The organism is Tritonibacter sp. AK171 (genome assembly GCF_030127025.1).
GTDB lineage: Bacteria > Pseudomonadota > Alphaproteobacteria > Rhodobacterales > Rhodobacteraceae > Epibacterium > Epibacterium mobile.
The window spans coordinates 1214791-1235114 of sequence record NZ_CP126134.1 but is presented as its reverse complement, the minus strand read 5'-3'; the positions used below and the strand labels follow the sequence as shown (position 1 = coordinate 1235114).

At 59.0% G+C, this 20324-nt stretch carries 18 protein-coding genes; 7 read left to right on the top strand and 11 right to left on the bottom strand.

All coding sequences use genetic code 11. The features are described from left to right. Window positions 1-96 precede the first annotated feature (96 nt). The gene (locus QNI81_RS05875) at window positions 97-1191 is read left to right on the top strand and encodes a Hint domain-containing protein (RefSeq protein WP_283967675.1); all 1095 of its coding nucleotides are present in this window, start codon (window positions 97-99) and stop codon (window positions 1189-1191) included. Between the two features lie 6 nt (window positions 1192-1197). Further along, window positions 1198-1431: a ribbon-helix-helix domain-containing protein gene (locus QNI81_RS05870; RefSeq protein WP_283967674.1), complete on the top strand. Its 234-nt coding sequence runs from the start codon at window positions 1198-1200 to the stop codon at window positions 1429-1431. On the opposite strand, the gene QNI81_RS05865 is transcribed toward QNI81_RS05870, so the two are convergent. The 3 genes from QNI81_RS05865 to QNI81_RS05855 form a co-directional block, all read right to left on the bottom strand. After that, the gene (locus tag QNI81_RS05865; RefSeq protein ID WP_283967673.1) at window positions 1428-2786 is read right to left on the bottom strand and encodes a cytochrome P450; all 1359 of its coding nucleotides are present in this window, start codon (window positions 2784-2786) and stop codon (window positions 1428-1430) included. The genes QNI81_RS05870 and QNI81_RS05865 overlap by 4 nt on opposite strands. After that, the gene (locus tag QNI81_RS05860) at window positions 2783-4030 is read right to left on the bottom strand and encodes a hypothetical protein (protein ID WP_283967672.1); all 1248 of its coding nucleotides are present in this window, start codon (window positions 4028-4030) and stop codon (window positions 2783-2785) included. The genes QNI81_RS05865 and QNI81_RS05860 overlap by 4 nt, the downstream gene beginning before the upstream one ends. Before the next feature lie 80 nt (window positions 4031-4110). Then, on the bottom strand, window positions 4111-4863 hold the full coding sequence (locus tag QNI81_RS05855) for a cytochrome c biogenesis CcdA family protein (protein WP_283967869.1): 753 nt from the start codon (window positions 4861-4863) through the stop codon (window positions 4111-4113). Window positions 4864-4957: 94 nt separating this feature from the next. Between QNI81_RS05855 and QNI81_RS05850 the strand changes: the two genes are divergently transcribed. After that, the gene (locus QNI81_RS05850) at window positions 4958-5194 is read left to right on the top strand and encodes a sulfurtransferase TusA family protein (RefSeq protein WP_283967671.1); all 237 of its coding nucleotides are present in this window, start codon (window positions 4958-4960) and stop codon (window positions 5192-5194) included. Window positions 5195-5300: 106 nt separating this feature from the next. Here the strand turns inward: QNI81_RS05850 and QNI81_RS05845 are convergent, their stop codons facing one another. From QNI81_RS05845 to purC, 7 genes are all read right to left on the bottom strand, one after another. After that, window positions 5301-8150 carry an Rne/Rng family ribonuclease gene (locus QNI81_RS05845; protein WP_283967670.1) on the bottom strand — a complete coding sequence of 950 codons (2850 nt, stop codon included), beginning with the start codon at window positions 8148-8150 and terminating at the stop codon, window positions 5301-5303. A gap of 597 nt (window positions 8151-8747) precedes the next feature. Beyond that, on the bottom strand, window positions 8748-9437 hold the full coding sequence (locus QNI81_RS05840; protein WP_283967669.1) for an HAD family hydrolase: 690 nt from the start codon (window positions 9435-9437) through the stop codon (window positions 8748-8750). Further along, the gene (locus tag QNI81_RS05835) at window positions 9437-10774 is read right to left on the bottom strand and encodes a sigma-54-dependent transcriptional regulator (RefSeq protein WP_005607057.1); all 1338 of its coding nucleotides are present in this window, start codon (window positions 10772-10774) and stop codon (window positions 9437-9439) included. The genes QNI81_RS05840 and QNI81_RS05835 overlap by 1 nt, the downstream gene beginning before the upstream one ends. A gap of 24 nt (window positions 10775-10798) precedes the next feature. Further along, the gene (locus QNI81_RS05830) at window positions 10799-12601 is read right to left on the bottom strand and encodes a sensor histidine kinase (RefSeq protein WP_502999212.1); all 1803 of its coding nucleotides are present in this window, start codon (window positions 12599-12601) and stop codon (window positions 10799-10801) included. A 36-nt stretch (window positions 12602-12637) separates the two neighbouring features. Continuing rightward, window positions 12638-13306, bottom strand: a complete 669-nt coding sequence (purQ, locus tag QNI81_RS05825) for a phosphoribosylformylglycinamidine synthase subunit PurQ (RefSeq protein WP_065321927.1) — start codon at window positions 13304-13306, stop codon at window positions 12638-12640. Next, a complete protein-coding gene (gene purS / locus QNI81_RS05820) occupies window positions 13306-13536 on the bottom strand; it encodes a phosphoribosylformylglycinamidine synthase subunit PurS (RefSeq protein WP_005607046.1) in 231 nt (76 codons plus the stop codon). The genes purQ and purS overlap by 1 nt, the downstream gene beginning before the upstream one ends. A 106-nt stretch (window positions 13537-13642) precedes the next feature. Next, window positions 13643-14404 (bottom strand): phosphoribosylaminoimidazolesuccinocarboxamide synthase, encoded by a 762-nt coding sequence (purC, locus tag QNI81_RS05815; protein WP_005607038.1) that lies wholly within the window; start codon window positions 14402-14404, stop codon window positions 13643-13645. A gap of 438 nt (window positions 14405-14842) precedes the next feature. Between purC and QNI81_RS05810 the strand changes: the two genes are divergently transcribed. The 3 genes from QNI81_RS05810 (at window position 14843) to bmt (ending at window position 18269) form a co-directional block, all read left to right on the top strand. Further along, a complete protein-coding gene (locus QNI81_RS05810; RefSeq protein ID WP_009176930.1) occupies window positions 14843-15160 on the top strand; it encodes a DUF1476 domain-containing protein in 318 nt (105 codons plus the stop codon). 115 nt (window positions 15161-15275) lie between these two features. After that, entirely contained in the window at window positions 15276-17183 is a 1908-nt protein-coding gene (locus tag QNI81_RS05805; protein WP_283967668.1) for a phosphatidylglycerol lysyltransferase domain-containing protein, read from the top strand. Window positions 17184-17246: 63 nt separating this feature from the next. After that, the gene (gene bmt / locus QNI81_RS05800) at window positions 17247-18269 is read left to right on the top strand and encodes a betaine--homocysteine S-methyltransferase (protein ID WP_168577630.1); all 1023 of its coding nucleotides are present in this window, start codon (window positions 17247-17249) and stop codon (window positions 18267-18269) included. Between the two features lie 55 nt (window positions 18270-18324). On the opposite strand, the gene QNI81_RS05795 is transcribed toward bmt, so the two are convergent. After that, on the bottom strand, window positions 18325-19407 hold the full coding sequence (locus tag QNI81_RS05795) for a PA0069 family radical SAM protein (RefSeq protein ID WP_283967667.1): 1083 nt from the start codon (window positions 19405-19407) through the stop codon (window positions 18325-18327). Window positions 19408-19624: 217 nt separating this feature from the next. Here QNI81_RS05795 and QNI81_RS05790 point away from each other — a divergent pair, with 217 nt between their 5' ends. Beyond that, window positions 19625-20323 (top strand): cobalamin B12-binding domain-containing protein, encoded by a 699-nt coding sequence (locus QNI81_RS05790; RefSeq protein WP_005622625.1) that lies wholly within the window; start codon window positions 19625-19627, stop codon window positions 20321-20323. The last annotated feature ends 1 nt before the right edge of the window (window position 20324 follow it).

Sequence of the window (20324 nt, the reverse complement as noted above, 5' to 3'; positions counted from 1 at the left end):
CTTTACCTTTTTTGACTGGGCGCGCATAATTGCCCATCAAAAGCGCGCCAAAAAACTGAGCGCCGAGCAGTAGAATATTACGGAGGCGGCTCAGGCATGCCCACCCATCGCTATTTCGTCTACACGGCGGACGCCCTGAGTTTTTCCGGTGGCTCCGTGAGGCTTAGTTCAGACGTCGACCCTGATACAGATCGCCGAGTGGTGTCTATTTCAGATAATGACAACACCCTCGATGGCGATTTTACGCGGGACGAACGCGGCGCGGATACTAATCAACGTGGAACCGTCTATGAAAGCGACGGCAGCACACTGGCGCGTGTGGATGGAGATTACATCTACAATGATCGTATTTATGCCGAAAACCAGATCGTCCTCACCGGCGATGATGGCAGTCAAATCACACTATATGCATTGGAAAGCGGTGGTGAATTTATTGGCTATTTGCCGACGACGCCACTTTCGAGAAATGTAAATTACAGCTACGAGACCCACAATGTCATCAATGATGACGAGCTCACCGGGTACAACCGATATAAATATTGGCAATACGTCGGCGAAGACGAAACCGATGCCGGGTCTTATTCGGATATCGAAGGCGCAACGGTTGTCTGCTTCACGCCAAACGCGCAGGTGACAACACCCGAGGGTCTACGTCGCATTCGCAAGCTCAATATCGGCGATCAAGTGCTGACGCGCGACCGGGGCTATCAAACGGTGCGCTGGATTTACCGGCGCAGGCTCTCGCGTTTCGATCTACAAAAGAACCCGCATCTTGCGCCGATTGTGTTTGAACGCGATGCGCTTGGCCCCGGTTGCCCAAAGCGCAGGTTCAAAGTCTCTCCGCAGCATCGCATCCTGATCGAAACCCACATGAGCCATTTATTGTTTGCGAGCCATGCCATCCTCGCCCCTGCCAAAGGGCTGGTAAACGGGGGCACCGTGTATCAGGATCAAAGCTGCGCGCCGATTACATATGTGCACCTGATGTTCGACCAGCATGAAGTTATTGAAACCGACGGGCTTTACTCCGAAAGCTACCATCCCGGCGAGTGGGTCTTAACCGCATCACAAACGCATGTACGGCAAGAGCTTTTTCAGATTTTTCCAGAGTTGGAAACGAGTCTCAGCGCTTACGGGCCGACTTGCTACCCCTCTGTCAGCGTGCAAGAAGCACGTCTATTGATAGCATGAGATTATATGATGATTGGCGAACGGCCTAAAAAACGCTCTTTGACCCTGCGCGGTCACCGGACCTCTGTTTCTCTGGAGGATGCTTTCTGGGCTGAATTCCGACGCCTTGCCGCGGCAGAGGGGCGCGCCATCAATGAACTGGCGGCCGACATTGACGAAAAGCGCGGCACAGATTGCGGTCTGGCCTCTGCTATTCGCCTTTATGTGCTCATGGCGCTGAAGGCCGAGGCTGCGGGCTAGCGCTCTGTGAGGCGCAGCCAGATCCCATTGCGCGAGCGCACTGTCAGATGGGCAACAGGCTGCGGGTCGCGTCCTTCTACGCGCTCAACGCGAAAACGGTGCAGCAACTGGGCGAGGATCAAAACACCCTCCACCATCGCAAATCCCGCGCCTGTGCAGACCCGCGCCCCCGCTGAGAATGGCATATAGGCGTTCCGCGCGCAGGTCTTGCCATTCTCGGTCTGCCAGCGACCGGGATCAAAGTCATCCGGTCGCTCCCACAGCCGTTCGTGCCGGTGCAGGTGCCACGGGCTCAGCACCATTTGCGATCCTTTTGGCACCTCACGGTCGCGGAACCTCTCCGGGCATTGCGCCTCACGCACCATCATCGGCACCGGCGGATAGAGGCGCAGGGTCTCGCGAAACACATCCCGCGTCAGGCGCAATCGAGACACCGCCGCAAAATCCCCAGTGCCATGGTCCGCGACCTCTGCCGCCAGCTTTTCCTGCCACTCTGGATAAAGCGCCATCAAATAGAGCGCCCACCCCAGCGCCGACGCGCTGGTTTCATGCCCCGCCAAAAAGAAAATCGCCACCTGATCGACCATTTCCTCGGCATCAAAGCCAACGCCCGTGTCCGGGTCACGCGTCGTCATGATCTTGGTGGCGAGGTCATCGGGGGCGGTTCCGGCCTCGATCTCGGCCAGACGCGCGTGTGTCAGATCAGAGATCAGGCGGCGGATGTGGGCGGCATTTGTGCGCGTGCCTTTGGGATAGAAACGCGGCATCCAGCGCGGCACGGGCACGAAGGCCGCAAGATTCAGGATCGGTTGCGCCTGCTGATAGGCGCGAAAGCGGGCAAAGACCTCAGAAGCCACCTCATGTTCGATCTGGATGGAAAACAGGGTTCGAAAGATCACATCTGCCGCAATATGCGAGGTCTCGGCCTCAATCTCCAGCGGGGTGCCATCCGCGCGCGGCAACAGGCGCGCAACACCAGCCTCGGCTGCGGCATGCATCGCGGGAAACGTCTCGCGCAGCCGCCCGCCCTCGAATGCCGGATCAATGATGCGCCGTTGCCGTTTCCATGTTTCCCCATTGGTCAGAAAGACGGAGTTGCCCAAAAGCGGCCTCAGCCCCTCGCCCACGCGATCAGATTTTGGAAAATCATCCGGTCGCTGCTTTAACAGCACGTCCAGAAGCTCCGGCTGGTTCACCAGAAAGGAGCGAAAGAACGGTGTGCGAAACTCAGCCATCCACGCGCGATAAAGCCGCTGCGGCTGGGCTGACAGGATATCGGCGCGAAACAGCTTCAGATACCGCCAGAGCGAGACCTTGTCCGGACGTGCCGGGGGTTTGGGGGGCAGCCTGCTCATCTTTCACTCATGGAGCGATACCCGCTCACAGGTTCGGAAAGTCGTGACCGAGAATGCCCGCGGTCTCGCAACCGCTCGCCAAGGGTCAACGGCCCGGCAGTGATGCGAAAATAGTCGTAATCCTTGGGCTGGTCGAACGCGCAGAGGTACTGGAAATGCAGCCGAAAATAGCGCCGTTCCAATGCCTTCCAACGCGCGGGACTGAGCGTCTGGGTGAAGGCTGCAGAAAACACGATGGGCCAGCGCTGCGCTTGTGTGGCGACGCCCGTCACCGCAACAGGATCACAAAGCGCAAAGGCGCAGCCGTCGCCGGGGGCGGTGACATCATACCAGGGGGTCAATTCTTGCTCTGACATCTCTTGCAAATCCCGGCGCAGGCGCGTGGCACGCGGCAGGAAGGATACCATCGGCACCACCTGCCCCAGCGTGAGAAAACTCAAGTCGGGGCGGTCCTCCGGCAGGTCCGCGTGCAGAAGATCCGCCAGCACAGAGACGCCAATATGCGCCCCCGACGAATGCCCCACAACCAGAACCTCATCCACCGCGTCCTCTTCCAGTGCGGTGCGAATGGCAGCGGTGAACGCCTGCATGCGGGCCTCAAGCTCTGCCGGAACAGCGCCGCGCAGGCCCGCAGAATAGGCGTAGTCATGCATCAGATAATAGACGAAGAGCTTATTGTCGCGGGATTTGAACGCCACCAAAAGCGCCACAGCCGCGCCTGCGCCTGCGATAATCTGCGCGGCGCGCAGTACCAATTCCGGCACCACCACAAGCCCCGCCAGAGCCCCTAGCCCAGATGCCACCCCGGCCCCGAGCAGCGCCGCAAGTCCAGCCTGAAGCAGCAGGATCACCACCGGATAGAGTGCCGCGATCACAGGTCCTTTGCGCAAATGCATCAGGCGCCACAAGGCACCGGAGCCGATGTAGATCCAAGCCGTACGCAGAAGCTGCCAATAGGTTGCAACAATAGAGCTGTTCATGCTGTGTTTAACGAGGTCCGACCAGACCAGAACCTCCATATCCGTCTCGACCCGCTCGCCCTCTATCTCGGCCGAGACGTGCCAGCCAAATGGCCCCCCGGTCGTCTTGGGGCTGAGCGATAGAGCATAGCCGGAAATCTGCGCCTGTTCTGCGCCTTCGCTGCGATAAAGCTCGCGATACCGGCGCGGGTGGAACGGATCATAACCCGGAATGTAGAACACCCGACGCCGGCGCACCGGTCTTGTGCTGGAGTTGCTGCTCATGCCCGATCTTCTTGCCCCGATCTTTTGACCATGAGCCTAGCGCAGCTTTGCACGCAGCGTAAGACGGTGCGTGCAGCGGATCAGCCGAGTGTGGCAAGCGCGGGGAAGGTTTCCAGCAGCCAGAAGGAGAAGCTGGTGAACAATCCCGTCACCAGCATAAATCCAACAAGCAACAGCAACCCGCCCATCAGTTTCTCAATCAATCCCATGTGACGTTTGATGCGGTTCATCAGCGCCATGGAGCGGTTGAGGAAAACCGCTGCCAACAGGAATGGCACCCCAAGCCCCAACGCATAGACGCCGAGCAGGATCGTCCCCCGGCTGACGGAGGCCTCAGATGCGGCAAGCGACAGGATCGCGCCAAGTTGCGGGCCAATACACGGCGTCCAGCCAAAGGCAAAGGCCAACCCAAGAACATAGGCCCCAAGCGCCGAACCGCCGGTCTCACCCGTCTCCATGCGTGCTTCACGATCAAGGAGCGGAATACGGAATATGGACAGGAAATGCAGCCCGAACACGATAACCACCACGCCCGAGGCTTTAGCGAAAAGCTCCTGATTTTGCAGCACAAATGCCCCAAACGCCGACGCCGTGAACCCCAACAGCAGGAACACCGTCGACAGCCCCATCACAAAGAACAGCGCCGCCAAGATCGCCTTGCGCCGGGCTGCTGCCGTGCCTTGTATCTCACCAATGGTGACACCGCTCATATAAGCCAGATAGGGCGGCACAATCGGCAGCACGCAGGGGCTCAAAAAGCTGACGATGCCCCCGACAAGGGCCACGAACATGGCGGGCAAAAGGCTCGCGTCGATGATCTCGATTCCAAACATATCGTCTGCATAGTCGAAGCCATCAGCGGCGTCACCTGCACGGCATGTCACATCCTTGTGGACAGGCTGTAACACGGGGCTTATCTCGGAAGGTATGACAGATTTTGACGCCACGCTGGACGCCATCGGCCTCCTCTGCCCCCTGCCCGTACTAAAAGCCCGCAAACGTCTTGAGCCTCTTCCGGAGGGCGGTGTATTGCGCATTTTGGCCGATGATCCGGCGGCTATCATTGATGTGCCGCATTTCTGCGCCGAAGCCGGACACGGGTTTTTAGGCATGGAGGAAAGCGGCGCGTACCAGATTTACCTGATCCGAAAAGGCGCGGCCTGACAAACGGCGTGTCACTCTGACGCAGTCCATTGGCCGCGTTTGGGATCTGCAATAAGAAAAGGCGGCCCGGTGCGGGCCGCCTTTCTGTTTGTTCTGACCTGTGGCCTTAGCGGCCTGCCGACCACCAGCCGCGGCGCTTAGGCTTTGCAGGCTGCTGCGGTTCAGGTTCTGCCACAACCAGCTCCGGCTCGGGCTCCGGCGTGGCCTCTTCAGCAGGTTCCTCGGCAGGTGCGTCCTCGGCAGCGTTTGCGACAGGAGCGTCATCCTTCGCCACTTCCGCTTCAGCTGTTTCTGACGCTTGCTCTGCCTGATCAACTTCTGCATCCGCAATCGCAGGTGTTTCAACCTCGGGTTCTGGCGCAGGTTCCGCCTTCGGCGTCTCAGCAGCTGGTGCCTCTTCGGCCACGGCAACCTTTGCGACCTCATCAGCGGGGGCTTCTGCTACCGCATCTGCTGCTTGGGGCGCTTCGCTGTCTGCGGGCGCCTCAGTTGTCTGTTCCGCCTCAGGTTCTACCTTCTTGCGCGAACGGCTACGGGTCCGGGTGCGGGTTTTCTTTTTCTTCGGCTCGGCCTCAGTTTCACCTTCGACCTCAGCAGCACCATCTGCGGAGGGTTCAGCTTTCACCTCTGCTTCGCCACCGGTCTCAGCGTCCTTGCTCTCATCAGACGTCTCGGACTCTGCGGCGCTATTGTCGCCATTGTCCTGACCGTTCTCACCGTTGCCAGACTTCTTGCGACGACGACGACGACGCTTGCGCTTGGGTTTGCTTTCGCCTTCTGTCTCTTCCGTCTCGACAGGTGCTGCAGTGGGGGCCTCTTCGACCTCTTCCGCAACCTCTTCAATCGCATCGATCTGATCCATGATGGATGCATCGACAGATACCACAGGCGCAGTCACCGCCGGGATCGCGCGCGAGGCGGTTTTGAACTTCTCAAGCGAGAAATCGGGGCTGACCAGTGTCACATCGCCTTCGATACGGACCGACAGACCATACCGGGCTTCGATCTGCGCGATATGCTCGCGCTTTTGGTTCATCAGGTAGTTGGCAATATCCACCGGGCATTTCACCAACACCTCACGAGAGCGACGGCGGGTGCCCTCTTCCTCGATCTGGCGCAGGATCGACAGCGCCATGCTGTCATCCGAACGGATCAGGCCAGTACCGTGGCAATGCGGGCACGGCGCGGTGGTCGCCTCGATCATACCAGGGCGCAGACGCTGGCGCGACATTTCCATCAGACCAAAACCCGAAATGCGACCCACCTGAATGCGGGCGCGATCAGTCTTCAGCTTGTCTTTCATACGCTTTTCGACGGCGGCGTTGTTCTTGCGCTCATCCATGTCGATAAAGTCGATGACAATCAGACCGGCCAGGTCACGCAGACGCAGCTGACGCGCCACCTCTTCGGCGGCCTCAAGGTTCGTCTTCAGCGCGGTTTCCTCAATCGAGGCTTCCTTGGTCGCCCGACCCGAGTTCACGTCGATGGCCACCAGCGCTTCGGTCACACCGATCACGATATAGCCACCGGATTTCAGCTGCACGGTCGGATTGAACATCCCGCCGAGGTAGCTTTCCACCTGATAGCGCGCAAAAAGCGGCAACTGATCTTGGTAGTTTTTCACGTTCTTGGCGTGGGACGGCATGATCATCTTCATGAAGTCCTTGGCGATGCGGTAGCCGCGTTCGCCTTCGACCAGAACCTCGTCGATCTCACGGTTATAAAGATCGCGGATCGAGCGTTTGATCAGGTCGCCTTCTTCATAGATCTTCGCTGGCGCGATGGATTTCAGCGTCAGTTCGCGGATCTGCTCCCACATACGCTGCAGGTATTCATAGTCGCGCTTGATCTCCGCCTTGGTGCGTTTGGCTCCAGCGGTGCGCACGATGAGACCCGCGCCAGTCGGCACGTCCAGCTCTGCAGCGATCTCTTTTAGCTTTTTGCGGTCGACGGCATTGGTGATCTTGCGGGAGATGCCACCACCACGTGCGGTATTGGGCATCAATACGCAGTAGCGACCGGCCAGCGACAAATAGGTGGTCAGTGCTGCACCCTTGTTGCCGCGCTCTTCTTTTACGACCTGCACCAAGAGAACCTGACGAACCTTGATGACTTCTTGGATTTTGTAACGCTTAGGGCGCGGTTTGCGCGGCGGGCGAATATCTTCCTGATCATCGTCATCGGCAACCGACTCGATGCTATCATCTTTGTCAGCGGCATCGGACGAGCTATCTTTGGCCTCGGTTGCCTCAGCGTTTTCGTCATCGCTGTCGTCCGCCTCATCCTCAGAGGAGGTCTCTTCTGCCTCTTCGGCAGCATCAGCAATCACACTTTCAACTTCAGGCGCGTCGACAATAGTGTCGTCACCCTGCGCTTCGACAGTTTGGCTGTCGCTGGCCTGATCTTCACCCTTGGGTTCTTCGACCGGAGTTTCGGCGACGGTTTCCATCGGCGAGGTCGCCTCTGGCACCTCTGCCAAATCGGTAGTGTCGTCGCTCAGGTCGATGGTCTCCATGCCGGAGATTTCACCGTTGGAGGCCGCGACTTCCTTGGTCTCTACCGCATCAGCAGTCTTGGCTTTCTCAGCGCGGGTCTTGCTGCGCGAGCGCGTGCGGCGCTTGGGTTTTGGGTCCTCGTCTTCTTCGTCCCGTGCGCGCATCGCCTCGGCATAGGCGCGCTCTTCCTCCATCAGGGCCTCTCGGTCCGCAACGGGGATCTGGTAATAATCCGGGTGAATTTCGGAAAACGCGAGGAAACCATGGCGGTTTCCGCCATAGTCTACAAAAGCCGCCTGCAGCGAAGGTTCGACGCGGGTTACTTTTGCGAGGTAAATATTGCCAGCCAGCTGGCGTTTGTTTTCAGATTCAAAGTCAAATTCCTCAACTTTGTTTCCATCCACCACCACAACGCGGGTTTCTTCCGCGTGGGTGGCGTCGATCAGCATTTTCTTCGCCATTAGTCCTTAGATTGCACCATGCCAGCACAGGCCGCCGCCGGTCGGGGCGCATGGGACGCGAGGCGATTGCCCCTGATCCCGCGCCGGGTCCGGGTGGACGCGCATGTTGTGGGTGGTGTCTTGTCAGGGCGATATTCGACTGCGTGGCGGACCAAGAGATGCACGAAAGGGATTTCCGGCATATGTGCGGAAAGCCTGCGTTTGTGCTCAATAGTCTCGCGCGCGTCATCGCGGTTCTTCTCCGACAGGTGGGGGTATCCCGATCCCTGCCCGTTATTTCCTCTTTGATCTGACCGGGTTGCGGCCGCGTCAAAGCAGGCACTCTTCTGCCTCGCAATCTGCGAGACGATCTGGTCTGCCACTCGCGCCCCGGCTTAAGCCGGCCGGACATGAGGGCAGAAAATCTCATGTGTGAACACCTGTAGATGCAGTGTTCATTCATTCAGCATAAGGCCTGTGGATAGGTAATGACAATGGGCATTCTACGCCCAGACCCCTGTGAATGGTGTTTTCCATCCATCGGTGCAAATTTCAAAGGCAAGGTTAACAAGCGCAGCCTTTCCGACGTTTTGACGCAAAAAGGCCGGTCAACCGGCATCAATTCGTCAAGTCGAGCCGTGTCCTTTGCTGCCCGAAGTGCGCGCGTGCAGCCGCGACTGCGTCCTTGAGAGTTGGTGCAAATCGCTGACCTACCTCAGGAAACGCCCGCGATGCAGGGCGTAAATCCGGGATCTGCACCGCAAAACATCCAGCTCGCGCCGCTGCAGTGATGCCAAGATCACTATCTTCAAATGCCGCGCATTGCTCTGCTGCCACCCCAAGCGTGTCTGCACCCTGCAGATATGGTGCGGGGTCGGGTTTATTCGCCCGCACCTCATCCCCACCGATCACGGCGCGAAAACAGGGCAGCAGCCCGGCGCGATCAAGATGATGACGCGCTTTGTCGCCCAAGGTCGAGGTCACCACAGCCATCGCATGGCCCTCTGCGTGCAAGGTTTTGAGAGTGTCAGTGACGGTTGGTTTAACCGGAACTCCCTTGGCCATGCGTTTGTGGCTGTGGTGTTGCCACGCCTGATCCAATGCCACGAAATCGCGATCAGGGCCGATGAAGTCGCGCACCATCTGCTCGCCCTGTGCTTTGGCGGTGCCAATCAACCCCATAAAGAAGGGGCGCATCGCTTTGGGATCTAAATCAAACTCTGGCGCGCAATCGAGAAACGCATCCAGAGTGAGCTGCTCCGTATCAAGGAGCAGCCCATCCATATCAAAGAGATAGGCCGCAGGCATCAGCCGAGATAGTCCGAGCGCTGCAGGCCGTATTTCGCCATCTTTTCATTCAGCGTCCGGCGCGGCAGGCACAGCTCATCCATGACCGACGCAATGGAGCCTTTGTGGCGACGCATGGTGTTGTCGATCAACATACGTTCAAAGGCTTCGACATATTCCTTGAGCGGTTTGCCCTCGGTCGTCATCACCGGCTGCATGTCTTCGTGATCGCTCATCAACAGCGAGGCAATGGTGCCGGAGCCGCGCCGCGATTGCAGCACTGCGCGTTCCGCCACATTGATCAGCTGACGCACGTTGCCCGGCCAGGGCGCCTGCAACAGCTGCGCCGCTTCCTGCGCGGTCACTTGTGGCGCGTCACAGCCGTATTCCTCGGAGAATTGTTCTGAGAGACGCGTGAAGAGCGTCAGTATATCCTCGCCACGCTGCCGCAGTGGCGGAACAGTGATCCGCAAAGCGGCCAGACGGTAGAAGAGATCGGCACGCAGCACATCCTCGGAGGTTTTACCTGCCTCTTGCAGGTTGGAGATCGCGATGATGCGCGTCTCGCCCGGAATGCCCTGCTCATTGATGAAACTCAAGAGCTTGGCTTGCAAAGGCTCACTCAGCGCCTCGACATCCTCAAGCACCAGCGTGCCACCACGGGCCTCTTCCACGGCGGGGAGCATGCTGTCTTCGGGCTGCATCGGGCCGAACAGGCGTTTGGCGAGCGCCTCTTCTTCGAGCGCGGCACAGGACACCAGCACGAATTTCTTGCCTGCCCGGCTGCCCACAGCATGCAGCGCATGGGCCACCAAAGTCTTGCCGGTACCAGTTTCGCCGTCGATCAGCACATGGCCGTCGGCTTGGCCGAGATCAAGGATATCCTCGCGCAGACGGTCCATCACCGGGCTGGTGCCGATGAGTTTCTTCATGATCTGGCCGCCATCGGACAATTCACGCCGCAACGCGCGGGTGTCGAGCGTCAGACGACGTGCACCGGTTGCGCGTTTTGCCAGTTCTGACATGCGATCCGGATTGAACGGCTTTTCAAGGAAGTCGAAGGCGCCGACGCGCATCGCTTCGACCGCCATCGGCACATCGCCGTGACCAGTAATCATGATCACCGGCAGGGAGCTGTCCGATCCCATCAGCTTCTTCAGGAACTGCATCCCGTCCATGCCCGGCATCTTGATGTCGGAAATCACGATGCCCGGATAATCCGGCCCCAGCGCCTTTAGCGCGTCTTCAGCGCTGGCAAAGGTCTCAGTGTCATAGCCAGACAGTGCCAGCCACTGGCTGATCGACTGACGCATGTCCTGTTCATCATCCACAATCGCAATTTTCATGGCCTGTGCCATAAGTTGCCCTCCAGGTCGTGCCGCTTACTCAGCGGCCTCGATGCCGTCCACAAGGATCGGCAGTTGCATTTCAAACACCGCGCCACCCGCCTCGGAGTTGCGGGCCGTGAGGCGACCGCCTAGGTCGTTCACGATCCCCGAGGAGATAGCAAGCCCAAGACCAACACCGTCACCGGGTTGCTTGGTTGTATAAAACGGCTCAAACAGGCTGTCGAAGTCCTGAATGCCGTCACCATTGTCCCGCACGGTCAATGTCGCGGTTTCCCCGGCTGCGAGAATAATCTCCACCTCGGGTTCCTCGACGGATTTGGTGGCATCCAGCGCATTGCGCAAGAGGTTCACCATCACCTGCTCCAACCGCATCCGGTCTGCCATCACATAGACCGGTTCATCTGGAAGTATACGGGTAATTTGCACATGACGCTGGCGCAGCTGCGGTTCCATCATCGACAGGCTGGAGGCCAGCGCATCGCCCATGTTTACAGGGCTGAACGCGTCACCGCCCTTGCGCGCATAGGACTTAAGCTGGCGGGTGATCGCCCCCATGCGCTCAATGAGATCATCAATCCGCCCAAAGGAGGACAGCGCCTCGTCCGGGCGGTTGCGCTGCAACAACAGTCGCGCCCCGGCGAGGTATGTTTTCATAGCTGCAAGCGGTTGATTAAGCTCGTGACTGACCGCCGCAGACATCTCGCCCAATGCGGCCAGTTTTGAGCTTTGCGCGAGGCTCTGTTCGGCCACGGCAAGGGTCTCTTGCACCCGCTCGCGTTCGGCAATTTCTCGCTGTAGGCGCGTGTTCAACACGCGAAGCTCCGCCGACTCGCGCTGGAACAATGCCATCCTGAGCGCGGTCTTGCGGCTCAGCGCATAGAAGGCCAACGCCAGAAGGATCGCGAAGCCCATGATTTCGAGCGCAATTACTGCGTTCACCTGCTCTCGGATCGAATCATAAGTGGTGTAGGACATCATCCGCCAGCCCTGAAACGGCACGCGCGTCTCCAGCCGCATCACGGCCTCGCCCTGCAGGTAGACATCCGTCGGCAGCGCGGTCCAGTCAGCAGTTGCACGAATAGCACGCTGAATAGCCCCCTCTGGTGTTTGTTCCTTGAGCGCCTCCGCTTCCGACAGACCGCGCCAGCGTGCCTCGGTCGCCATCACCACCTTACCCGTGCTGTCAGCCACCATGACCGCATCGGAAATACCGGCCCATGCGCGTTCGAACTTTTGCAGATCGACCTCGACCATAATCGCGCCAAGGGTGCCGCTGCTGTCGACCAAACGGCGCGAATAGGTGAACTGATACCCACGCACCTCGCGCGGGATCACAGAAAACACGGTGGAGTTCGAACGGATCGCCTCCACAAAGAAGGGAGAGTTGCGATAAATCTCTCCCAGCCGAATGCGATCCGTCGCAGCAACCGTGCGCCCGTCCCGGTCCATCAATGTGATTGAGGCCGCGCCGATTTCGTCAACAAAGGAAATGAGCCGCTGAGTGGACAGAGAAAAGTCCTGGCTCTGTAACGCCGAGATCAAAGCCTGATCGCGCGACAAAAGCTGCGGCACAATCGCGTGGCGGCGTAACTCACTGACAAGGTTGCCAGAATACAGCGCCAACCGCAGCTCTGCCCGGTTACGCGTGGTTTCGGTAAAGCTATGGGTCAGCGTGGAGTTGGTGAACCACACAGTTGCACCTGCAACGGCCATAAACGCCACCAACGCAAAACGCACGCGCCAAGAAATGGTGCGCGAACGCGGTGCTGTGCGTTTGTCAGGGCGCTCAGATGGCGCACGCGGCTTTTGGCCGGAGGGTTCCTCAGGGGCAGTCATGACGCAACACTAGGTTTACCGCCCCTGAGGCTCAAGTCAGGCCTCGGTCAGAAGTCCGGACAATGCGCGGAACATCGCCGCACCATCGGTACCGCCATGGCCGTCATCCGCCGCCCGTTCCGGGTGGGGCATCATACCAAGCACGCGGCGGTTTTCCGACAGGATTCCCGCAATATCCGCGACAGAGCCGTTGGGATTGTCCACATAGGTAAAGGCGATCCGGTCTTGATCCTTCAGCGCCTGCACGGTGGCCTCATCGGCGTAGTAGTTGCCGTCGTGATGCGCAATCGGCACACCAATCACATCACCGGCGTTGTAGCCTTGGGTGAAGGCACTGTCCGAGGTCGCAACAGTAAGGTCCACGGTCTTGCAAATGTACTTCAGTCCCGCATTGCGCAACAGCGCCCCCGGCAGAACACCGGTCTCGGTCAGGATCTGAAACCCGTTGCAGACACCCAGCGCATATCCGCCGCGCTCGGCGTGATCGACCACGGCCTTGCAGATCGGCGACTGCGCCGCGATCGCACCGCAGCGCAGGTAGTCACCATAGGAAAAGCCACCGGGAACGCCGACGATGTCCACGCCTTCGGGCAGTTGGCTGTCCTTGTGCCACACCATTGAGACGTCGAAACCGGCCTGTTCAAAGGCCACGGCAAGGTCACGGTCGCAGTTGGAACCGGGGAAAACGACGACGGCAGCCTTCATCACTGGATCTCGACGCTGTAGGATTCGATCACGGTGTTGGCGAGCAGCTTTTCGCACATCTCGGTCACATCGGCCTCGGTGGCACCCTCGGCCAGCTCCAGATCGATGACCTTGCCCTGACGCACGCCTTCGACCTTGTCAAAGCCAAGCGCGCCAAGCGCGTGACGAACGGCCTCTCCTTGCGGATCGAGAACCCCGTTCTTCAGCATCACATGCACCCGTGCTTTCATCGCGTCTTTCCTCAAGTTCCTGCGGGCGGGAGCATCAGCGCCCTGCCCTGTTGCGCTATTGAAAAACCCGCAAGACCGGCTGAGCAGACCTTGCGGGCGAAATCTCTTAGTTCACCAGCTGGGGCTTACCCGGCGCTGGCGGATTGTTCGGCATGACGCCCAGACGGCGGGCGACCTCGGTATAGGCATCCGTGAGGCTGCCAAGATCGCGGCGGAACACGTCCTTGTCGAGTTTTTGGCCGGTCTTAATATCCCACAGGCGGCAGCTGTCGGGGCTGATCTCATCAGCCACCACAAGGCGCTGGAAATCACCGTCATAAACGCGACCGATCTCGATTTTAAAGTCGACCAGTCGGATACCCACGGCAAGCATCACACCAGACAAGAAGTCATTCACCCGCAGCGCCAGCGACAGGATGTCATCCATGTCCTGCTGACTGGCCCAGCCAAAGGCCGCGATATGCTCTTCGGTGACCAGCGGATCCCCAAGCGCATCGTCCTTATAGCAATATTCAACGATGGGACGCGGCAACTGTGTGCCCTCATCAATGCCCAGACGTTTGCACAGCGATCCGGCTGCATAGTTGCGCACAATGATTTCCAGCGGGATAATCTCGCAGGAGCGCACCAGCTGTTCGCGCATGTTGAGCCGTTTCAAGAAGTGCGTCGGCACACCGATCTGACCCAGACCCAGCATGAAGAATTCACTCAGGATGTTGTTCAACACCCCTTTGCCCTCGATCACGTCGTGTTTTTCGGCGTTAAAGGCCGTGGCATCATCCTTGAAGTACTGGACGATCGTGCCCGGTTCAGGCCCTTCATAGAGGGTTTTTGCCTTGCCTTCGTAAATCTTTTTGCGCCGCGCCATGGAGAGCCTTTCGGTATGGACCACCGGGAATCTGCCCCGATCCGTAGCGCTCTCATAGTGCAAGGGGCCTGATCCCGCAAGCACAGCGCAGAGCGATCACCGCCCCACACAGCCGCAATTTTGTGGAACCTATGCAAAATGCGCAAAATGAACGCAATTCCGCCCCAGATGTCCAAATTCGACTGCGCTTTCGCCCTTTGCGTTGACGCTTTATTCAAGAACCAGTGCTAATTTAGCTTCAACCACATACGGATGTCTACGGATGTCCGGCCTCCCGTGGTGGGACCCGGGGACGCGGTATCAGTGCACAGAATGGCACGCCGCACCCTTTCACAGATGTGACAGCACCTTGCTGTCTTGATGTGCTACCCTAAGCTCCGGGGCGAATGTGTGATCTGTTTACGCCCCACGGGTCCACAGCTTTGGGGAGGACAACAGATGACGACCTTTGACGACCGCGAGAAGGCGTTTGAAAATAAGTTTGCGCATGACGCGGAACTGAGGTTCCGCGCCGAGGCGCGTCGCAACAAGTTACTCGGCCTCTGGGCTGCAGATATCTTGGGGCACAGGGATGAAGCGGCAGAAGCCTATGCCCAGACCGTTGTGATCGCCGACCTGGATGAACCGGGCGACGAGGATGTTTTGAGAAAGCTGGCAGATGATCTTGATGGCAAGGTCGAGCGCGCAGCGATCCGGGACAAGATGACGGAACTGATGATGCAGGTGGCAGAAGAACTCTCCCACAAGGATACCTGACCACGACTGGCTGCCCGTTCATTCGCACTTAGGGGCATGTCCGTCTGACCCTGAACCGGCAGGTGCGGCACGCCTGAACCTGTGCCGCGCCCGCGAAGAATGGCGGAAGCTAGACATGCCGACACGCGCCCGACGCAAGCAAACCGTAGCAAACTCTCTGCGGGTGGTCACGCCATTGATCATTATGGCAGGCTGCCTCTTCGCCCTTACCAGACAGGCGGATCTGCCGCATATACATGACCTGTTCATCCTGTTGGGTCAGGTCCCTGCGCCCCATTGGATCGGCGCGCTAGGCGCCACGGTTCTGAGCTTTTGGGCCCTTGGGCGCTATGATGCCGTGGCGCATCGTCACCTCCGCACCGGTGTCGATGACCCCACGGCGCGGCGCGCGGGCATGGCGTCCATTGCGTTTTCACAAGCGGTGGGCTTTGGTCTTTTTTCCGGCTCGTTTGCGCGCTGGCGTCTGCTACCGCAGCTCAATCCGCTGCAATCTGCGCAGCTCACTGGTTTTGTCGGCATCACCTTTATGACGGCCCTTGCCGTGATTTGCGGTCTCTCTTTGCTGCTCGTTGGACCGTCATTGGGAATGCGAGCGTCTGGAGCGGGCATTTTGCTGGTTTCGACAGTTGCGTGTGGGCTGTGTTTTTTGCACCCAGAGTGGCGTATACGCGGGCTTCGGCTTCGCCTTCCCTCACTACAGGCCATTTTTGCGCTCGCCCTCTGGACGTTGATGGATGTTACCTTTGCCGGGGTTGCACTCTGGCTGCTCTTGCCTCTGGGTCATGACATCGGTCTTGGAGTAATGCTTCCAGCTTATTTTCTCGCGCTTGGCCTGGCGATTATCTCGTCTTCGCCTGGTGGCGCAGGTCCGCTGGAGCTTGCGATGCTCACGCTCCTTCCCGGCGCAGATCCCGCCATTCTGGTCGCAGGTCTTTTGGCCTTTCGCGCGGTCTATTACGCGCTACCGGCCGCGCTGGCCGGTGTGGTGTTGCTCTGGCCAAACCTGATGCGCCGCGGGCTACCCCTGCCGGATCACGCGGAGGATGACTACCTCGGCAGCGACGTGCGCCCCGCCGCCAGCCAGCCCTTCGTGCGACCTCAGGCGGAAACTGGGGTTATCCTGCAGAACGGCGGTCATGTCATGGCGTTTGGCCTCAATCAGGTGGCCATGCTCGACACCCCTCAGATCTCGGCGGTGCTGTTTGACCCGATCAGCGGGCGACGCGGCGAGATTCCAGATGCGCTTCGCGCCCATGCTCGTGCCAGAAACACAGCCGCCTGTTTTTATAAATGCAGCGCGCGCACTGCACTTGCGGCGAAAAAACAGGGCTGGAAAGTCTTGAAAGTAGCGCAAGACGCCATCCTCTATCCCGCAGAGTTTTCGGTGAACGGGTCGAAATTTCGCCAGCTCCGCCGCAAACTCCGCCATGCGGAAAAATCCGGCCTGCGTGTTGAGCCCGCATGGAGCAGCCTGCCACTGGTACAGATGGCAGAGGTCGATGAGGCTTGGACACGCCAGCACGGCGCCGCACGCGGCACCACCATGGGACAATTCGAACCCGGTTATGTTTCCATCCAGATGACCTGTCTGGCTTGGCTTGAGGACCGGCTGGTGGGCTTTATGACCTTTCACCGTGCCGCCGATGAATGGTGTCTTGATCTGGTGCGCCAACTGCCCGGTGCCCCCGACGGCACCGGGCACGCGCTTATCTGCGCCGCGATTGATGCTGCCCGCGATGCCGGGGTACGCCGCCTCTCCCTCGCTGCGGTGCCGGATCACCGTTTCAGTCAGCGTTTTGATGGTGGGTTACGTCAGTTCAAATCCTGCTTTGCCCCAAAGTGGGAACCTCGTTACATCGCCGCCCCCACTTGGCCGCAGATGGCGCTCGCTATTGCCGAAATGACCCGGCTTGTGCACCGTCCGGCGCGCCCGGAGGTTGAGATGCCGCAGGCGAACATGCCGGGATTTGAGAATCATGCTGATGTCGCTGAAAATACAGTTGCGGCAAAATGGACCGCATGACAAAGGGACCATCCTAACAGGGCCTGCGCGCCCTCCGTGCGGATATGGCAAGTGGATAAGAGCATGAGCAATAGTTTCCTTGAGCTTCTGGAAAGCCGTGAGGTGCTTCTGGCGGATGGCGCAACGGGCACCAACCTGTTCAACATGGGACTGCAATCCGGGGACGCGCCCGAATTGTGGAACACGGATGAGCCGGAAAAAATCAAAGCGCTCTATAAAGGCTCTGTCGACGCGGGCAGCGATCTGTTCCTGACCAACAGCTTTGGCGGCACCGCAGCGCGCCTGAAACTGCACGACGCGCAGGGCCGCGTGCGAGAGTTGAACCGCGTTGCTGCGGAACTTGGCCGCGATGTTGCAGACAAATCCGAGCGCAAGATCGCTGTTGCCGGTTCCGTGGGCCCCACTGGCGAAATCATGCAGCCCGTTGGCGAATTGAGCCACGCACTGGCAGTGGAAATGTTCCATGAACAGGCCGATGCGCTCAAGGAAGGCGGCGTTGATGTGCTGTGGCTGGAGACGATCTCCGCACCCGAAGAATTCGCCGCCGCCGCCGAAGCGTTCAAACTGGCCGATATGCCGTGGTGCGGCACCATGAGCTTTGACACCGCAGGCCGCACCATGATGGGTGTGACGTCAGCCGATCTTGCCAAACTCGTCGAAGATTACGATGTGCCGCCTCTGGCCTTTGGGGCGAATTGCGGCACCGGCGCCTCTGACATTCTGCGCACCGTGCTGGGCTTTGCCGCGCAGGGCACCGAACGCCCGATCATCTCCAAGGGCAATGCAGGCATTCCGAAATATGTCGACGGTCATATCCATTACGATGGCACACCGGAACTGATGGGCGAATATGCCGTGCTGGCCCGCGACGCCGGCGCAAAAATCATCGGTGGTTGCTGTGGCACCATGCCCGATCATCTGCGCAAAATGCGTGAAGCACTGGACAGCCGCCCGCGCGGTGACCGCCCCACGCTGGAACAGATCGTCGAGGTCCTCGGCCCCTTCACCTCGGCCAATGACGGAACCGAAGAAGGCAGCGACGCAGGGTCTGAACGCCGTGGTCGTCGCGGCCGCCGTCGCAGCTGATCCATTCTGCATCACAAGAGAGCCGGGCTAGCCACGGCTCTCTTGCTATTTTGAATTACGAAAACAGGCTCAGTTGATCGCCCGCCTGAGCGGGTTTCGCAAATAGGTCAGTTCTGAGCGGCGGTGATCGTTCCGCCAGCCCAAGCCGTTTACACGCAAGCCGAAAGCGCCGCGCGATCATATCCGCATATTCGCCCTCCCCCCGCATACGATGCCCCCATCGCGGATCGTAATCCCGTCCGCCGTGCATCTCGCGCAACCGGGCCATGACCTTGGCAGCACGGTCCGGCTCATGCTCCTGCAACCAATCCTGCCACAATTCCGACACCTCACGCGGCAGCCGCAGCATGATCCAACTGGCGGCATCCGCTCCCGCCTCTTGCCCCGCTGCCAAAAGCGCTTCTAATTCGTGATCGGTAAGCCCCGGCACCAGTGGCGACGTCATGATCCGAACCGGAATACCCGCCTCACTCAACCGACGGATGGTGGCCAGTCGGCGCGCCGGAGCGGGCACGCGCGGCTCCATGCGCCGCGACAGATCTGCATCCAACGTGGTCACGGAAACGCCCACCCGCACCAGACCTCGAGTCGCCATATCCGCAAGAATGTCGATATCGCGTTCGATCATCGCCCCTTTGGTCACAATCGCCACCGGGTGATTGAACGCCTGCAGCACCTCAAGACAGCGCCGCATCAGTTGATGGTCCCGCTCGCAGGGTTGGTAAGGGTCGGTGTTGGTCCCAATTGCCAGTGTCGCGACCTTGTAGCTGCGCGCAGATAACTCCTTGCGCAACACCTCTGCCGCATTGCTGCGCGCAATCAGTCGTGTTTCAAAATCCAGCCCCGGCGACAGACCAAGATAAGCGTGAGACGGCCGCGCAAAGCAATAGATACAGCCATGTTCACACCCGCGATATGGATTGATGGAACGATCAAACGGCAAATCAGGAGAGCGATTATAAGAGATCAGACTACGCGCCAACTCGCTGCGAATCTCTGTCGTGATCGACGCATCGGGCAGCTCTTGCTGCCAGCCATCATCCACGTTTTCGCGCAGCAAGTCAAAGCGACCTGCCGCATTGCTAAGCGCCCCGCGAGATTTGCGACGTTGGGTGGAAGATCGATCAGTGTTCTGCATACGTTCCAAATGACACACGCGCAGGAACAAATAAAGAACTTACTTCGCAAAACGAGCAAAACCCATGGGTTGAACCGATCAGACTATCCCAATTCTCCAGTCAAAGGTCGGTTCGAAACGCGTCAATGTCGCAATCGAAACAGTGGAGATCTGAACATCTGTCACAAACATATGAAATGGCCAATTCAGCCAGGCCCGCCAGCTAAGGAATGCAGATATGTCGGAAGAAGAAGACATCATCCTCTCAGAACTCGATGACGAGGAACTGGTCCAACAAATGTTCGACGACCTCTATGACGGTCTCAAGGAAGAGATCGAAGAGGGCGTGAACATCCTTCTGGAACGCGGCTGGGCACCTTATAAAATCCTGACCGAAGCCCTCGTGGGCGGTATGACTATCGTTGGCGCAGACTTCCGCGACGGCATCCTGTTTGTGCCCGAGGTACTGCTGGCGGCCAATGCCATGAAGGGTGGCATGACGATCCTGAAACCGCTTCTGGCGGAAACCGGCGCACCGCGCATGGGCTCCATGGTGATCGGCACCGTCAAAGGCGACATTCACGACATTGGCAAAAACCTCGTCTCCATGATGATGGAAGGTGCGGGCTTTGAGGTGGTCGACATCGGCATCAATAACCCGGTCGAAAACTATCTCGAGGCGCTTGAGGAACATAAACCCGACATCCTCGGCATGTCCGCGCTGCTGACCACCACCATGCCCTATATGAAAGTCGTGATCGACACGATGATCGAACAAGGCAAGCGCGACGACTATATCGTTCTGGTGGGCGGCGCACCCTTGAACGAGGAATTCGGCAAAGCCATCGGCGCCGATGCCTACTGCCGCGACGCAGCTGTCGCAGTGGAGACGGCAAAAGAATATGTCGCGCGCAAACACAACGCCATGAATGCCTAAA

Coding starts and splice junctions, on each gene's coding strand:
- QNI81_RS05865 (WP_283967673.1), bottom strand. CDS start 2,786: ATGAGCAGGCTGCCCCCCAAACCCCCGGCACGTCCGGACAAGGTCTCG.
- QNI81_RS05850 (WP_283967671.1), top strand. CDS start 4,958: ATGACAGATTTTGACGCCACGCTGGACGCCATCGGCCTCCTCTGCCCC.
- QNI81_RS05835 (WP_005607057.1), bottom strand. CDS start 10,774: ATGGCACAGGCCATGAAAATTGCGATTGTGGATGATGAACAGGACATG.
- QNI81_RS05805 (WP_283967668.1), top strand. CDS start 15,276: ATGCCGACACGCGCCCGACGCAAGCAAACCGTAGCAAACTCTCTGCGG.
- QNI81_RS05845 (WP_283967670.1), bottom strand. CDS start 8,150: ATGGCGAAGAAAATGCTGATCGACGCCACCCACGCGGAAGAAACCCGC.
- purQ (WP_065321927.1), bottom strand. CDS start 13,306: ATGAAGGCTGCCGTCGTCGTTTTCCCCGGTTCCAACTGCGACCGTGAC.
- QNI81_RS05795 (WP_283967667.1), bottom strand. CDS start 19,407: ATGCAGAACACTGATCGATCTTCCACCCAACGTCGCAAATCTCGCGGG.
- QNI81_RS05840 (WP_283967669.1), bottom strand. CDS start 9,437: ATGCCTGCGGCCTATCTCTTTGATATGGATGGGCTGCTCCTTGATACG.
- purS (WP_005607046.1), bottom strand. CDS start 13,536: ATGAAAGCACGGGTGCATGTGATGCTGAAGAACGGGGTTCTCGATCCG.
- QNI81_RS05860 (WP_283967672.1), bottom strand. CDS start 4,030: ATGAGCAGCAACTCCAGCACAAGACCGGTGCGCCGGCGTCGGGTGTTC.
- purC (WP_005607038.1), bottom strand. CDS start 14,404: ATGGCGCGGCGCAAAAAGATTTACGAAGGCAAGGCAAAAACCCTCTAT.
- QNI81_RS05855 (WP_283967869.1), bottom strand. CDS start 4,863: ATGTTTGGAATCGAGATCATCGACGCGAGCCTTTTGCCCGCCATGTTC.
- QNI81_RS05810 (WP_009176930.1), top strand. CDS start 14,843: ATGACGACCTTTGACGACCGCGAGAAGGCGTTTGAAAATAAGTTTGCG.
- QNI81_RS05875 (WP_283967675.1), top strand. CDS start 97: ATGCCCACCCATCGCTATTTCGTCTACACGGCGGACGCCCTGAGTTTT.
- QNI81_RS05790 (WP_005622625.1), top strand. CDS start 19,625: ATGTCGGAAGAAGAAGACATCATCCTCTCAGAACTCGATGACGAGGAA.
- QNI81_RS05870 (WP_283967674.1), top strand. CDS start 1,198: ATGATGATTGGCGAACGGCCTAAAAAACGCTCTTTGACCCTGCGCGGT.
- QNI81_RS05830 (WP_502999212.1), bottom strand. CDS start 12,601: ATGACTGCCCCTGAGGAACCCTCCGGCCAAAAGCCGCGTGCGCCATCT.
- bmt (WP_168577630.1), top strand. CDS start 17,247: ATGAGCAATAGTTTCCTTGAGCTTCTGGAAAGCCGTGAGGTGCTTCTG.